The 13164-nt window shown below is 62.2% G+C and carries 17 protein-coding genes; 7 read left to right on the top strand and 10 right to left on the bottom strand.

The window, feature by feature from the left end:
* Both pncB and BLQ09_RS15700 read right to left on the bottom strand, forming a co-directional pair.
* The gene (gene pncB, locus BLQ09_RS15705) at positions 1-1218 is read right to left on the bottom strand and encodes a nicotinate phosphoribosyltransferase (RefSeq protein ID WP_092357744.1); all 1218 of its coding nucleotides are present in this window, start codon (positions 1216-1218) and stop codon (positions 1-3) included.
* Between the two features lie 11 nt (positions 1219-1229).
* Positions 1230-1877 carry a nicotinamidase gene (locus BLQ09_RS15700; protein WP_027607501.1) on the bottom strand — a complete coding sequence of 216 codons (648 nt, stop codon included), beginning with the start codon at positions 1875-1877 and terminating at the stop codon, positions 1230-1232.
* Positions 1878-2023: 146 nt separating this feature from the next.
* Here BLQ09_RS15700 and BLQ09_RS15695 point away from each other — a divergent pair, with 146 nt between their 5' ends.
* The gene (locus BLQ09_RS15695; protein WP_092357742.1) at positions 2024-2716 is read left to right on the top strand and encodes an NUDIX hydrolase; all 693 of its coding nucleotides are present in this window, start codon (positions 2024-2026) and stop codon (positions 2714-2716) included.
* A gap of 76 nt (positions 2717-2792) precedes the next feature.
* Here the strand turns inward: BLQ09_RS15695 and BLQ09_RS15690 are convergent, their stop codons facing one another.
* Positions 2793-3566, bottom strand: coding sequence for an L-iditol 2-dehydrogenase (locus BLQ09_RS15690; protein WP_027607503.1), 774 nt, complete (start codon positions 3564-3566; stop codon positions 2793-2795).
* Positions 3567-3587: 21 nt separating this feature from the next.
* Positions 3588-4898 (bottom strand): ABC transporter substrate-binding protein, encoded by a 1311-nt coding sequence (locus BLQ09_RS15685; protein ID WP_027607504.1) that lies wholly within the window; start codon positions 4896-4898, stop codon positions 3588-3590.
* A 211-nt stretch (positions 4899-5109) separates the two neighbouring features.
* Between BLQ09_RS15685 and BLQ09_RS15680 the strand changes: the two genes are divergently transcribed.
* From BLQ09_RS15680 to BLQ09_RS15670, 3 genes are all read left to right on the top strand, one after another.
* Complete coding sequence (locus BLQ09_RS15680; protein ID WP_092357740.1) at positions 5110-6048, top strand: AraC family transcriptional regulator; 939 nt, start codon at positions 5110-5112, stop codon at positions 6046-6048.
* A gap of 155 nt (positions 6049-6203) precedes the next feature.
* Positions 6204-7151, top strand: coding sequence for a nucleoside-specific channel-forming protein Tsx (locus BLQ09_RS15675; RefSeq protein WP_092357739.1), 948 nt, complete (start codon positions 6204-6206; stop codon positions 7149-7151).
* Between the two features lie 14 nt (positions 7152-7165).
* Positions 7166-8194 (top strand): purine-nucleoside phosphorylase, encoded by a 1029-nt coding sequence (locus tag BLQ09_RS15670; RefSeq protein WP_027607507.1) that lies wholly within the window; start codon positions 7166-7168, stop codon positions 8192-8194.
* Between the two features lie 16 nt (positions 8195-8210).
* Here the strand turns inward: BLQ09_RS15670 and BLQ09_RS15665 are convergent, their stop codons facing one another.
* The 3 genes from BLQ09_RS15665 to BLQ09_RS15655 all read right to left on the bottom strand — a co-directional run bounded on the left by BLQ09_RS15665 (position 8211) and on the right by BLQ09_RS15655 (position 10220).
* Positions 8211-9170, bottom strand: a complete 960-nt coding sequence (locus BLQ09_RS15665; RefSeq protein ID WP_027607508.1) for a quinone oxidoreductase family protein — start codon at positions 9168-9170, stop codon at positions 8211-8213.
* A 30-nt stretch (positions 9171-9200) separates the two neighbouring features.
* Complete coding sequence (locus tag BLQ09_RS15660) at positions 9201-9374, bottom strand: DUF1427 family protein (protein WP_092357737.1); 174 nt, start codon at positions 9372-9374, stop codon at positions 9201-9203.
* 69 nt (positions 9375-9443) lie between these two features.
* The gene (locus tag BLQ09_RS15655) at positions 9444-10220 is read right to left on the bottom strand and encodes an AraC family transcriptional regulator (RefSeq protein WP_092357735.1); all 777 of its coding nucleotides are present in this window, start codon (positions 10218-10220) and stop codon (positions 9444-9446) included.
* A gap of 116 nt (positions 10221-10336) precedes the next feature.
* Here BLQ09_RS15655 and BLQ09_RS15650 point away from each other — a divergent pair, with 116 nt between their 5' ends.
* Positions 10337-10579 carry a DUF6555 family protein gene (locus tag BLQ09_RS15650; protein ID WP_027607510.1) on the top strand — a complete coding sequence of 81 codons (243 nt, stop codon included), beginning with the start codon at positions 10337-10339 and terminating at the stop codon, positions 10577-10579.
* A gap of 16 nt (positions 10580-10595) precedes the next feature.
* Positions 10596-10859, top strand: a complete 264-nt coding sequence (locus tag BLQ09_RS15645; protein WP_027607511.1) for a hypothetical protein — start codon at positions 10596-10598, stop codon at positions 10857-10859.
* A gap of 44 nt (positions 10860-10903) precedes the next feature.
* On the opposite strand, the gene BLQ09_RS15640 is transcribed toward BLQ09_RS15645, so the two are convergent.
* The 3 genes from BLQ09_RS15640 to BLQ09_RS15630 form a co-directional block, all read right to left on the bottom strand.
* Positions 10904-11074 carry a metallothionein gene (locus tag BLQ09_RS15640; protein ID WP_074846300.1) on the bottom strand — a complete coding sequence of 57 codons (171 nt, stop codon included), beginning with the start codon at positions 11072-11074 and terminating at the stop codon, positions 10904-10906.
* A gap of 88 nt (positions 11075-11162) precedes the next feature.
* On the bottom strand, positions 11163-11615 hold the full coding sequence (locus BLQ09_RS15635; protein ID WP_027607512.1) for a DMT family transporter: 453 nt from the start codon (positions 11613-11615) through the stop codon (positions 11163-11165).
* A 4-nt stretch (positions 11616-11619) separates the two neighbouring features.
* On the bottom strand, positions 11620-12108 hold the full coding sequence (locus BLQ09_RS15630) for a DMT family transporter (RefSeq protein WP_027607513.1): 489 nt from the start codon (positions 12106-12108) through the stop codon (positions 11620-11622).
* Positions 12109-12225: 117 nt separating this feature from the next.
* Here BLQ09_RS15630 and BLQ09_RS15625 point away from each other — a divergent pair, with 117 nt between their 5' ends.
* Positions 12226-13158: a LysR family transcriptional regulator gene (locus tag BLQ09_RS15625; RefSeq protein ID WP_027607514.1), complete on the top strand. Its 933-nt coding sequence runs from the start codon at positions 12226-12228 to the stop codon at positions 13156-13158.
* The last annotated feature ends 6 nt before the right edge of the window (positions 13159-13164 follow it).

Below are 13164 nucleotides of genomic sequence, written 5' to 3'. Positions count from 1 at the left end.
TCACACCTCCACGTTGCCGACATTGAATACCTTGGCTGCGTACTGCAAAAACGAGGGGTCTTCGCAGACGTTCTTCACCGGGTCATCGGAGAACTTCACCACCGGTTCGCCGTGCACGCGTACCAGTTTCATGACGATGCTCAGCGGCTCGACGCCTTCCACATCGCAAGCCAGGCTGGTGCCCATGCCGAAACCGAACTTGGCCTTGCCACGCACGTGCCGCAGGATCGGCAGGCATTTTTCGAAGTTCAGGCCGTCGGAGAACATCAGGTCCTTGGTCATCGGGTCGATACCCAGCTGTTTGTAGCGGGCCAGCACCTTGTCGGCCCAGGCGATCGGGTCACCGGAGTCCTGGCGCAGGCCGTCGTAGAGCTTGGCGAAGTACAGGTCGAAATCCTTGAGGAAAAAGTCGGTGCTGATGGTGTCGGTCAAGGCAATGCCCAGGCGGCCGCGGTACTCACGCACCCAGTTTTCCAGGCCGGCGTTCTGGCTTTCGCGCAACCGCCCCAGTTGCTGGTGCACCATCATCCACTGGTGAGCCATGGTGCCGATCAGCGGCAGGTCGAATTCGTAGGCCAAGTGCGCATTGCTGGTGCCGACGAACTGGCCGGGGAAGTCGCGACGCATGATGTCCACCACTTCGCGCTGGGCCTTGAACGACAGGCGCCGGCGCGTGGAAAAATCGGAGACACGCAGGTCTGACAACTCGTCGCGGCTGAGGTTTCTCTCCAGCCAGTCGAACTTCTGGTAGAGCTTGCGGGTGACGTCTTCCAGGGTCACGTCGGGGTATTTGGCGCGGTTGCGCAGCTCGCTGACCAGCGCCAGCAGCGGTTGTTCGAACATGATGCAGTGCAGCATCGGCCCGACCACGCGGATGTTCAGTTGGCCGTCGACTTCACTGACGTGGATGTAGCGCAGGTTGAAGCGGAACAGGCCGAGGAAGCGTTCGTAGTCGGGGGTCAGGTATTCGCGAAAGCGTGGGTTGAACAGAAAGCGCAGCTCGCCCTCACGCATCTGCAGGCCAGCCATGTTCTCAAGCTCGGCGCGTAACTCGGGGATCAGGTGGCCGAGCTTTTCCTTGGCGCGCACGATGAAGTTGTATTCCACATCGACATTCGGGTGCTGGTGCAACACCGCCTGCATCATGGTGAAGGTGTAGTAGTCGGTGTCGAGCAAGCCCTGGATCACCGGGGCTTCGTAGTCGTAGGCACTTTCCATGGTGTATCTCCTTAACGCGTGGCCATCGCGGCCAGTTCTTCGCGGGTGCTGCTGATGACGGCACCGGCCTTGAGCAACTCATTGACGGCCTGTACGCCGCCCTCCTCGCTGATCCCCCGGCACGCCGGCAGGTGCAGGACCACCTCCAGGCCGGCCTTGAGCAGTTGCAAGGCGGTGGTCTTGACGCAGTAGTCCAGGGCCAGGCCGCCGACGATCACGCGAGTGACGCCCTGGGCCCTGAGGTACTCGATCACGCCGGTGGAGAGTTTGTCGTGCAGGTCGTGGTAGCAGGCGCCATAGGGGTGCAGGTCAGGTTCGACGCCCTTCCAGATGAAGTAGTCGTAGTCATAGGGCGTGGGCAACTCGTCGAGCAAGGTAAAGCCTTCGGTGCCCGGTACGCAGTGGCTGACCCAGGTCACGTCGGCGTGTACCAGGCCAGTGGGCTGGAGCATCTCGCTGTGCTGGGCGACCACCCAGGGTGCGTGCGGGGTGTGGGCGTCCTTGCTGCCGACGCGGTGGCCGGCAAGGCTGGCCATGTAGTTGAGTTCGGCACCGATCCGGTCACCGCCGGCCACCGGCAACTCGTTGGGGCACAACGGCGTGAAGCTCTTCTGGGCATCGACGTCGAATGAAGCAATGGCAGTTTTCGCAAGGGTCATGGCGGTTCTCCTGTGGCCTGGAAACAAAAGTACACGTCATGTACTTTCATTGCAAGAAACATTTATTTATCTATCCTGAACCAGGTACATGACATATCTGTTCGATCCGTTAGACTGTGCCCCACCGCTGTTCAGAAGGACGTCACATGCCCCTTAGCCCCTACCTCCATACCGTCGACCTATGCGTGCTGTGCTACTGCCGCGCCGCCGGGGAACTCAAGTTGTTGCTGAACAAGCGCGAAGCCGAACCCTTCGCCGGGCATTGGGCGTTGCCGGGGGTGGTGGTGAATGGCGGCGTGCAAGATCTGAGCCTCCAGGATGCGGTGGAACGCTTGCGCGCCAGCAGCAAGGTCGGCCTGGAGCTGGCCTGGAGCGAGCAAGTGGGCACGGTGGGCGATGCGTTTCGCGATCCGCGTTGCTGGTCGTCGTCCACGTACTACCTGGCGATCGTCGCGGATGAGGTGGCGCCGAGTACGCATCAAGGCTGGTTCGCGCTGAAGGCGGTGGCTGATGGCAGCATCAAGTTGCCGTTCGATCACAACAGCATCGCCGCGGCCGTGCAGGAGCGGTTGTTCTCCAAGTCGCTGTACAGCAACCTGCCGCTGATGTTCCTGGGCAATGAATTCAGCGCGCCGGAGGCGACCACGATCTTTTCCCTGGTGCTGGAACGGCCGGTGCTCAAGACCAGTATTCGCCAGCGCCTGTTGAAGCTGACGGAGGCGGGATATTTGCGCGAGACGGGGCGCAAGAAACAGGGTGAAGGCGGCAGGCCCCAGGCGACGGTGGAGAACCTGAAGCCTGGGGCGGTTTACTTCTTTGATCGCAGTTTTGCCGACTAGGCACCCTTTTCAAGAACGATGACCTTCAAATGTGGGAGGGGGCTTGCTCCCTCCCACATTTTGAGCGGTGTATGGCTTAGTTCATCCAATTACCGCCATCCACGTTATAGGTTTGCGCCACTACGTAGTCAGCCTCTTTGGACGCCAGGAAGATCGCCATCCCGGTCAAATCCTCGGCCGTCCCCATCCGCCCGAACGGCACCTCGGCCCCCACCCGCCGCTTCTTCTCGCCAGGCGCCAGCCCTTCATGCCTGGCGAACAACGCATCCACCCCGTCCCAATGCTCGCCATCCACCACGCCCGGGGCGATGGCGTTGACGTTGATGCCCTGCTTGATCAGGTTGAGCCCCGCCGATTGCGTGAGGCTGATCACTGCCGCCTTGGTCGCGCAGTAGATCGCCACCAACGGCTCGCCACGCCGCCCGGCCTGGCTGGCCATGTTGATGATCTTGCCGCCATGGCCCTGGCGGATCATCTGCCGGGCAGCGGCCTGCAAGGTGAACAGCGTGCCGGCGACGTTGATCGAGAACAGCCGATCAAAGCTGTCGCGGGTGATATCGACGATAGGCGCCAGGTCGAACAGCGCCGCGTTGTTGACCAGGATGTCGAGCTTGCCGGCCTGGGCGACCACGGCGGCAATCGCGCTGTCGATGGAAGCCTGGTCGGTGACGTCCATCGCTACCGCGTAGGCCTGCGGACCAAGTTCGGCGGCGGTGTCCCGGGCCCGCTGCAGGTTGATGTCGGCGATGGCGACGGTCGCGCCTTCAGCGATATAGGCCTGGGCAAACGCGCGGCCAATCCCGCGCGCCGAGCCGGTGATCAGCGCGCTCTTACCTTCGAGTCGTTTCATAAGGCATCTGTCCTTTGAACATTATTTGGGATAGCCGGCGCGTTTCATTTCGCGCTCGGTGGTGGACTGCGCCTGGAGCAACGCCTGCTCGACCGACATGCCCCCCGTCAGCGCCGCCGAGAACAGCTTGCCGACGGACGTGCCGATGGCCTGGAACTCGGGAATGGTCACGTACTGGATGCCCACGTACGGCACGGGTTTGGCCGACGGGTGCGCGGGGTCGGCATGCCGCATCATCTCCAGGGTCACCTGGGCAAACGGTGCGGCCTGGAGGTACCCCGCGTTGTAGGTGGACTGGCGGGTGCCAGGCGGTACGTTGGTGATGCCTTCTTTATCGGCGACCAGCTGGATGTAGTCCTTGGACGTGGCCCAGGCGATAAAGGCCTTGGCGGCGTCCTTGTGCTTGGACGTGGCCGGGATGGCCAGCGACCAGGCGTACAGCCAGGAGGATCCCTTGTCGGTGACTTCGGTGGGGGCCGCGGCGAAGCCTACGCTGTCGGCGACTTTGCTCTGGCTCTTGTCGGTGGTGAAGGAGCCGGCGACGCTGGCATCGACCCAGATCGCGCACTTGCCGCTGTTGAACAGCGCCAGGGTTTCGTTGAAGCCGTTGCTGGACACGCCGGGCGGGCCGTATTGCTTGAGGGTGTTGACGTAGAAGTTGGCGGCGGCGGTCCATTCGGGACTGGTCAGCTCAGGCTTCCACTGCTCATCGAACCAACGCGCACCGAACGCGTTGGCCATGGTGCTCAGCAGCGCGATGTTCTCGCCCCAACCGGCCTTGCCGCGCAGGCACATGCCGTATTGGCCGTTGTTCTTGTCCGTGAGCTTGGCGGCGAATTCACCCAGCTGGGTCCAGGTCGGGTGCGCCGGCATGCTCAGACCGGCCTGCTTGAACAGGTCGGTGCGGTAGTAGGTGACGGTGCTTTCCCCGTAGAACGGCAAGGCATACAGGGTGTCGTTGACCGACAGGCCCTGGCGGACCGAGGGGAAGATATCGTCGGCGTCGTAATCGGCCGGCAATTGGGTCAGCGGTTCCAGCCAGTGCTTGGCGCCCCACAGCGGGGTTTCGTAGGTGCCGATGGTGAGCACATCGAACTGGCCGCCCTGGGTGGCGATATCGGTGGTGAGGCGCTGGCGCAGCACGTTTTCTTCCAGCACCACCCAGTTGAGCTGGATGTCCGGATGCTGCTGCTCGAACACTTTGGACAGGCGCTGCATGCGGATCATGTCGCTGTTATTGACGGTAGCGATGGTCACGGTGTCGGCTGCCTGGCTGGGCATAGCCAAGGCCAGGCCGGAAAGCAGGAACAACGCTTGCGGAATCTTGGACATAGCGGTTTCCACCTGTTGTTTTTGTTGTTGAGGGCCGATTACAGCAGCTTGGGCCTAGCCCTCACAAACGCATGGCGCATGCGCGGCTGATACTTTTTTAACCGCTGGCTCAGGATCAAAAAAGTATCAGTGCCGGGCGAAACCGGGGGTAGCGCAGGGATTGCCAACCCGCGTATTTTTAGGCGATTCCACAACTAAAAGAGGCATGACCATGCCCATCAGCCGCGCCAAGCTGTTCGAACATCGCCCTGCCGAACTCGAAGTGATCCTGCCCGAACCGCAGCACTGCTTTCGCTGGTTCGAACATGACTACCCTTACGATCTGGCCCGCTGGAATCACCACCCCGAATTTGAAATCCACCTGATCCGCCAGGGCAGCGGCAAGTTGGTGGCGGGCGACTATATCGGTGCGTTCAGTGCCGGGCATGTGGCGCTGATCGGCCCGGACCTGCCCCATGACTGGATCGGCGAACTGGCCCCCGGCGAACACCTGGCCGGCCGCGACGTGGTGCTGCAATTCGACGGCGCCGCCCTCCTCGCCCTGCGCAACACCCTGCCGGAACTCGGCGACTTGCAGCCGTTGTTCGAACAGGCCCGGCGCGGCCTGGAGTTCAGCGGCGACACCGCCGTACAGGCTGCGAGGTTGATGGAAGCTATCGGCAACGCCCACGGCCTGCAACGGCTGACCCTGTTCCTGCAACTGCTCGACAGCCTGAAAAACGCCCCGGCCCAGCAGGTAAAGGCCCTGGCCAGCCCCTGTTACGCCCCGACCCTGGACGCACGCAGCGCCGAGCGCATCAACAAGGCCTTCGACTACCTGATGCGCGAACTCACCGGCGACGTGCGCCTCTCGGTCATCGCCCAACAGTTGGACATGAGCGAACCGGGCTTCTCACGCTTCTTCAAGCGCAACACGGGCCATGGGTTTATCGACCTGATGCGCAAATTCCGCGTGCAACGCGCCTGTCGGTTATTGCTGCAAAGCGAGATGTCGGTGGCGGATATCTGTTTTGAAGTGGGCTACGCCAACCTGTCCAACTTCAACCGGCACTTTCGGATCGAGATGCACCAGACGCCCAGTGAATATCGCCGCGAACCGCCGATACACCTGTTCAACCCCATCGAGAAAATGACACCCAGTCATTTCTGATCAAAAGGTCGAGTAATTCTGCTTTTTTCCATGACATTCAAGCCATTAAGCAAAGTTGGTACAGCCTGTGCAACCGTTTGCGGTACGAACTTGACCGCCAAGTTCACCACGACCCGAAGAATCGGGTTCAAACCGCGTACGAATAGGGATTTTCAATGCTCTCCACCTCAAGGCCCCGTGCCTGCTTTGGTGTTTCCTTGCTACTGGCCGCCGTAACGGGAGTACTCAGCCCGCCCATTTTGGCGCAGGAAAAACCCGTGGATGACTCAGCACAGGGCGAAACCCTGAGCCCTGAAGCCAGCCCGGCAAAAAAAGGCGTCTATCTGTCGGAATGGTTCAACCAGGACCTGACGCTGATCGGCAGTAAAGACATCAGCTTCGGCCCCAAGCCCCAGGATGATGTGTACCTGGAATACGAGTACTTCGGCCGCAAGGGGCCCTTCGAGTTGTACGGCTACATCGACGTGCCGAAGATCCTCGGCATCGGCAACAGTAACGACAAAGGCGCGTGGGACCATGGCTCGCCGGTGTTCATGGAGCACGAGCCGCGTATCTCCATCGACTACCTGGCCGGACGCAGCCTGGCCATCGGCCCGTTCAAGGAATGGTATGTGGCGTTCGACTGGATCTACGACCACGGCAGCAACAAAGCCAACCGTGCCAACACCCTGTACAGCGGCCTCGGCACCGATATCGACACCCACTCGCAGGTCAACTTGTCGGCGAACTTCTACGGGCGTTACCAGTGGGAAAACTACGGCGCCAGCAATGAGTATTCCTGGGATGGCTACCGCGCACAGATGAAATACATCGTGCCCATCGGCAAGTTCGATAACGGTGCGTCGCTGACCTATATCGGTTTCACCAACTACGATTTCGGCTCGGACCTGCACAAGGACAACCCGGCGCGCACCGCCAACGCCCTGGTGGCGACCAACGTGCTGCTGTATTCCTTCACCCACCTGCGCTTCACCCTGGTCGGTCGTTATTTTCATAACGGCGGCAACTGGGAAGATGGCAGTGAGTTGAACTTCGGCGAGGGTAACTTCCGCGCCCGCTCCGACGGCTGGGGTTATTACGCTGGCGTGGGCTACCAATTCTGATCAAGGAGTATTAGATGAATACATTTACCCGTCTTTCGCTGGCCGTCGGCCTTGCCCTGCTGCCCCATGTGGTGCTGGCTGATTCTGCTGCCCCCATCAAGCCCAAGGTGATGCTGATCACCATGTTCGCCCCCGAGGCGCAAACCTGGATCGACCGCCTGGAACTCAAGCAGGAAGTGCGCGTGCCGGGCCTGTCTGCCGAATACCCGGTGATCCGCTGCAACACCCGGGACGTGTGCCTGCTGGTGACCGGCATGGGCCAGACCAACGCCGCCGCGTCCACCCTGGCCCTGGCGTTGTCGCCCAAGTTCGACCTGCGCCAGAGCTATTTCCTGATCGCCGGGATTGCCGGGATCAGCCCGAAACACGGCACCATCGGCACTGCCGCCTGGGCCCACTACCTGGTGGAGTTCGGCACCCAGTGGGAGCTGGATTCGCGGGATGCGCCCAAGGATTGGCCGACCGGCTACCTTGGCATCAACACCAAGGGGCCCAACGAAAAGCCGCCGCTGGACTACAAGACCGAAGTGTTTGAGCTGAACCCCAAGCTGCAGGCCAAGGCGTTCGCCCTGTCGCACACCGTCGAACTTACGGAAAGCAAAGAGTCCGCCGCCTGGCGCAAACACTACCCCGCCGCCCCCGCCAACCAGCCGCCGCGAGTCACCCGCTGCGACACCCTGGCGGGCAACACCTGGTTCTCCGGTACGCGCCTGAGCGAACGCGCCGAGGTGTGGACCAAGCTGCTCACGGATAACAAAGGCGAGTACTGCACCACCCAACAGGAAGACAACTCCACCTACGAAGCCTTGCTGCGCGCCAGCCGCGAGGGGTTGGTGGACATCCAGCGCCTGGCCGTCGTACGTGCCGGTTCGGACTTCGACCGCCCATACCCCGGCTACAGCGAAGTCGACAACCTGCTCAAGTACGCCGACCAGGGCGGGTTCGTACCGGCGCTGGAAAACCTGTACCGCACGGGGAACCCGCTGGTACAGGCGATCCTCAAGAACTGGCAGGCGTGGGAAAAAGGCGTCCCAGAAGCCTAGTGCGGAGCGACATGGGTCAAGGCAGCAAGATGATCTTGTCCGCACAGCCTTGATTCACGTCCTCATAGCACTGCACGCCATCGGCCAGCGCCACCTCGCGCAGGCCGGTGGGCAGCGGCAACAAGCCTTCGTCGAAAAAACGTCCGAACTGCTCCAGCATCACCGCGCACTGCTCACAGTTGTAGAGCAATGAATTGATCCCCACCACCGAGCCGCCCTTGCGATACAGGGCCAGGGCCGGCAGTTGTACGTGACCGTCCACCGGCGCGGCAATGATCGCGATGCGACCGAACGGCGCCAGGCCTGCCACGGCCGCCGGCAGCCAGAAACCGGTGGTGTCGAAGATCACATCGGCGCCGCCCTTGAACACCGCATTCACCTGCGCGCCCAGCGCTTCGGGCTTGCCCAACGCAATCGCGTCGAACCCTTGCGCCTGCAATACCTCGACCTGGTCAGCCTTGCGCACCGCCGCCAACACCTGGGCACCCAGGACCCTCCCCAAGGCTAATGCCGCGCTGCCCACCGCCCCATTGGCGCCGATCACCAGCAAGCGCGTGCCTTTGCCCACGCCACTGCGCTGCAGCGCATCCCAGGCCGTGGTGTAGGGCACACCCAGGCTGGCGGCCTGGGCAAAACTCAGGTGGGCAGGTTTATGCGCCACGCCTTTGGCCGACACGGTGAGGTATTGGGCGTGGGAACCGTCGGCGAAAAAGCCCAGGTCGCGACCGGTGCCCCAGACCTCCTGCCCCACCAGCGCCTGGGGCCCCTGCACGACCACGCCGGCGAAGTCGCGGCCAGGTATGCGCGGCACGGTGGTGTAGGGGAAACGCCCGAGTACGTTCTTCACGTCGCTGGGGTTGAGGCCCGCCGCCTTGATCTGTACCAGCACTTCATCGGCGGCCGGTACCGGCGTGGCGACGTCGACGAAGCTCAGGGCGCCGAGGTCGCCAGTAGCGGAAAATTGCAGTGCTTTCATTGCCAGTATCCATCGAAGGGAGAAGAGGAATCAGGACCACAAACCGCTGAGCAACTGCCGCCCCATGGGCCAGAGTTTTTCGCCGAGCAGCATGCCCATCAGGCCCACCAGCGCAATGGCAGGCGGTGCGGGCGAACGGAAGTCCAGCGCGCCGTAGATCACGCCGACAAAGAGGCCAATGGCAAGGGAGATCAGGTAACTCATGGGGGCGACGCCTGGTGGTTTGATGGGCTTAGTGTAGGAAGCCCATCCCGGCAGCATCGGCCAAACGCTTCAGGATTTCGGCCAACTCACATACTGGGAAGGCGCCATCCCCAGTTCACGCCGGAACATGTCGCTGAAACTGCTCGGCGAATAGCCCAGGGAACGCGCGATAGCGCTGACCGACTGACCCTGGATCAACTCGGCCACCGCCGTGGCCAATTGCACCTGGCGGCGCCATTCGGCAAAGCCCATGCCCAGGTGGTACTGGAACAGCCGCGCCAAGGTGCGCACGCTGGCACCGGCCGCTTCCGCATGCTGCTCGAAAGGAATCTCCAGGGACGGCGCCGCCATGACCGCCTGGCACGCGCTGATCAGCCGGCGATCGGCCTCCACCGGCATGGCGATACGAATCTGCGAGCGGCATGCCCGGCGCAACTCCAGCAGGGCCAGGCCGACCACCGCGTCGTAATACCCCGCGTCATCGCGGTCGCCCTGCTCCACCAGCGTGACGATCAACTCACGCAGCAGCCCACCGACTTCAATCACCTGCACCTGGCGGTCCAATGTCGCCGCCAAGGCCGGGCGCAAGTAGATATTGCGCATCTGCAAATCCGACACCACCCGGATGCCGTGCTCCACGCCCGGCGGCAGCCAGACTGCGCGCTGGGGCGGTACCACCAGGGCCTCCCGAGGGGTCTCGACCCACATCACGCCGCTCATGGCATAGAGCAATTGGCCCCAGTCGTGGCGATGGGGCTCCACGTACAGGCCACGCGGGTAAGTACGCGCCAAGGGTTGCACGGGGACGGCGTGATCACTGAGGTCAGGGGGTGCGGCCAGGGCCATAGGGAGCACATCTATCGGGAGTCAGCCGCCATGGTAATGACCACCGCCGGACAATCCGAGTGAATTTTTGCCGCCGAGGGCGATCACTTGCTTACACCACCAGGGTTGAGGGGCCAATGAATAACGCAAAACTGTTTGTGATCGACTACACCCTTCATGGCGAAGCCAAGTCCTTCATTATTCGTCTGGAAAAGCTGGATACCTTGGAGGCCTGGCATTGGGCAAGCTGTGACGCTGGCGTGGGCCGTATCGGCCGTTTCGCCCGCGAGCGGGTGAAGAAAACCAGCCAGGAACAGGCCGAGAAATTCGGCATAAAAAACGTGCAATGGCGCCGCTCGGATGCGCGCGCCCAGGCTTGATCAAGGAGAAATGAGCATGGATTCAATCAACGGCAAGGCACGCATCGATTACACCCGGGACACATTGTTCGGGCCACTGGCCAAGCATGTCGAGTGCCAGGTGAGCGTGCAGCATAAGCCCGGCTGGCTGGTGCTGAAGGTGTTCCAGCCGCTGCCGGACGATTTGCATGATGCGCAGACCCTGGTGCTGGCCCTCGAAGGTCGACGAACCAGCGGCGTGGTAAAAGACAGCCGGCGCTTGTCCGACCACAGCCTGCGCCTGGAGCTGGAACCCCAGTAAGGGATACGCAGGGAGCCCACTATCGACGCTCCCTGCGAACGTATTCAGCCTTTAGCCGACTTGGCGCACTCGCACCCCGTCGCCGCCGCACAAGGCTCGCCATGGGCATGATGCTCGGCGCAGCCCTGGCAGCAATAGCCCTTACCGTCCTTCATTACCGCATCGACGCCCAGCACACACTTGCAATGCGGGCAGGCACAGGTTTGATCAGGCATGGCCAGACTCCTTCTTCATGGTCGTCCGGTGCGGCGGTTGCCGGCACCTTAAGCAGTGACTGCCAGGCGTCGGCGATGGTTCAAACCATCAGTCGGTGCGCGTATTGCTGCGGTACATGAACACCAAGGCCAGAGCCAGGCATACCATCGCCAGGATGCGGCTGCTCGACAGTTCGACGGCCGGGTTGCCCAGCCACCCGAAGTTATCGATCAGCATGCCCATGCCCAATTGCCCGGTAATCACGGCCACGGTCGCCACTGCAGTACCGACCACCGGCACGGCCCCGACCATCACCATCATGTACACCACGCCGAACAGGGCGCCGGTCAATTGCCATTTGGGTACGTCGAGCAGGCTCACGGACTGGGCCGGCTCGAAGAAGAAAATCAACAACGCGGTAGTGAGCGCGCCCACCGCAAACGTCAGCAGACTGCTGCGCAACACACCCACCGCCTGGCCCAGGCGACCATTGATCGCCGCCTGCACACTCAGCACCGCACCCGCCGCGATCACCAGCACCAATAACAGAATCAGATTCATCGCCTTACCCTCGTGCAATCAGAACAAGTGCCGCCACAATCAACGCAAGGGCTATCCAGCGCTCGCCATTGACCCGTTTGCGTGCGGTGCCGAACCAGCCGAAATGGTCGATCAGCACGCTCTTGCCCACCTGGCCGGACAAAATCGCGATCATGGTCATGGCAATACCGATGTGCGGCGTGGCCAGGGTCAGCACCACCACATACATCGGCCCCAGGAACCCACCGATCAGTTGCCAGCGCGGCAACTCGGACAACGCCGGGCCCTTTTGCGGGCCGCTGAACAGCAGCAGCAAAAACAGAATCGCCGAGCCGACACCGAAGATGCTCAAGGTTGCCCATAAATGCCCAACCTGCACGCCCAATGGCCCGAGCAACCCGGCCTCCACCGACAGCCCCATGCCCGCCAGGATCACCAGCGGCAACAACAGCAACCGTAAAAGGCTGTTTTTTGGCCTGGCTTGCGCCACACCCTCGATAGAACTGGCCTGCATACATCACCTGCGCGTCAATAAAGGAAACATGGCGCGCATTATCCGGTGGCCTGCCTGTGCGATAAATGGGAGTATGCCGACAACACCTTTGCGCAATACGCACAACCCGGAGGCCTGATGCAGGGCTTGAATGAATTGAGTTTCAAGGCGCTGCGCCTGTTCGTCGCGGTGCTGGATCACGGCAGCTTTTCCGAAGTGGCCCGCCGCGAAGGCCTGGCGCCCTCCTCCATCTCCCGGCAGATCCAACTGATGGAGCAGGCCCTCGGCCAGCAGTTGCTCTACCGCCACACCCGCGCAGTGAGCCCCACCGAGGCCGGGCGCCTGCTGGGGCGACACGCGCGCTTGCTGCTCGAACAGCTGGAAGCCGCCGGCCAGGCCCTGCAGGAACAGGAAAGCGAACCCAGCGGCCTGGTGCGCATCAACGCGCCGATGGTGTTCGGCCAGCGTCACCTGTCACCGTGGCTGGGCGAGTTATGCCGGCGCTACCCGAAGCTGCAACTGGACATCCAGCAAACCGATACATACGTCGACCCGCTGCAAGACGGCACCGACCTGCTGTTCCGTATCGGCGTGCTCAACGATTCCAGCATGCAGGCACGCATCTTCGCCCCCCAGCGCTTTCGCCTCGCCGCCAGCCCAGCCTACCTGGCCCGCCAGGGCACGCCCCAGCACCCCGAGGAACTGCTCCATCATCAGTGCCTGGCCTACAAGGGCATCACCGGCCAGCAACGCTGGTTCTTCCGCAAAGGCCAGGACGACTGGACGCCCTACAGCGTCAAGGGCCCGATCACCGGCAACCACGCCGACACCCTCACCCACGCCGCTGAACAAGGCCTGGGCCTGGTGGTGTTTCCGTCCTGGCTGATCGGCGAAGGCCTGCGCGCTGGCACCCTGCAAGCAGTACTGACGGAATATGAAGTGGCGACCACGCTGGAGCCGCAGCAGATCGCGGCGCTGTGGCCGGGGAGCCGCAGGCTGTCGCTGAAGGTGCGCACGGTGATCGATTATTTCGTGGAGTGTTTTGGGACGGTGCCGTATTGGGATCGATAAACGGTT

The organism is Pseudomonas sp. NFACC25 (genome assembly GCF_900100935.1).
Classification (GTDB): domain Bacteria; phylum Pseudomonadota; class Gammaproteobacteria; order Pseudomonadales; family Pseudomonadaceae; genus Aquipseudomonas; species Aquipseudomonas marginalis.
Note: the sequence above shows the minus strand (reverse complement) of the source record. Positions and strands in the feature narration are given on the sequence as shown.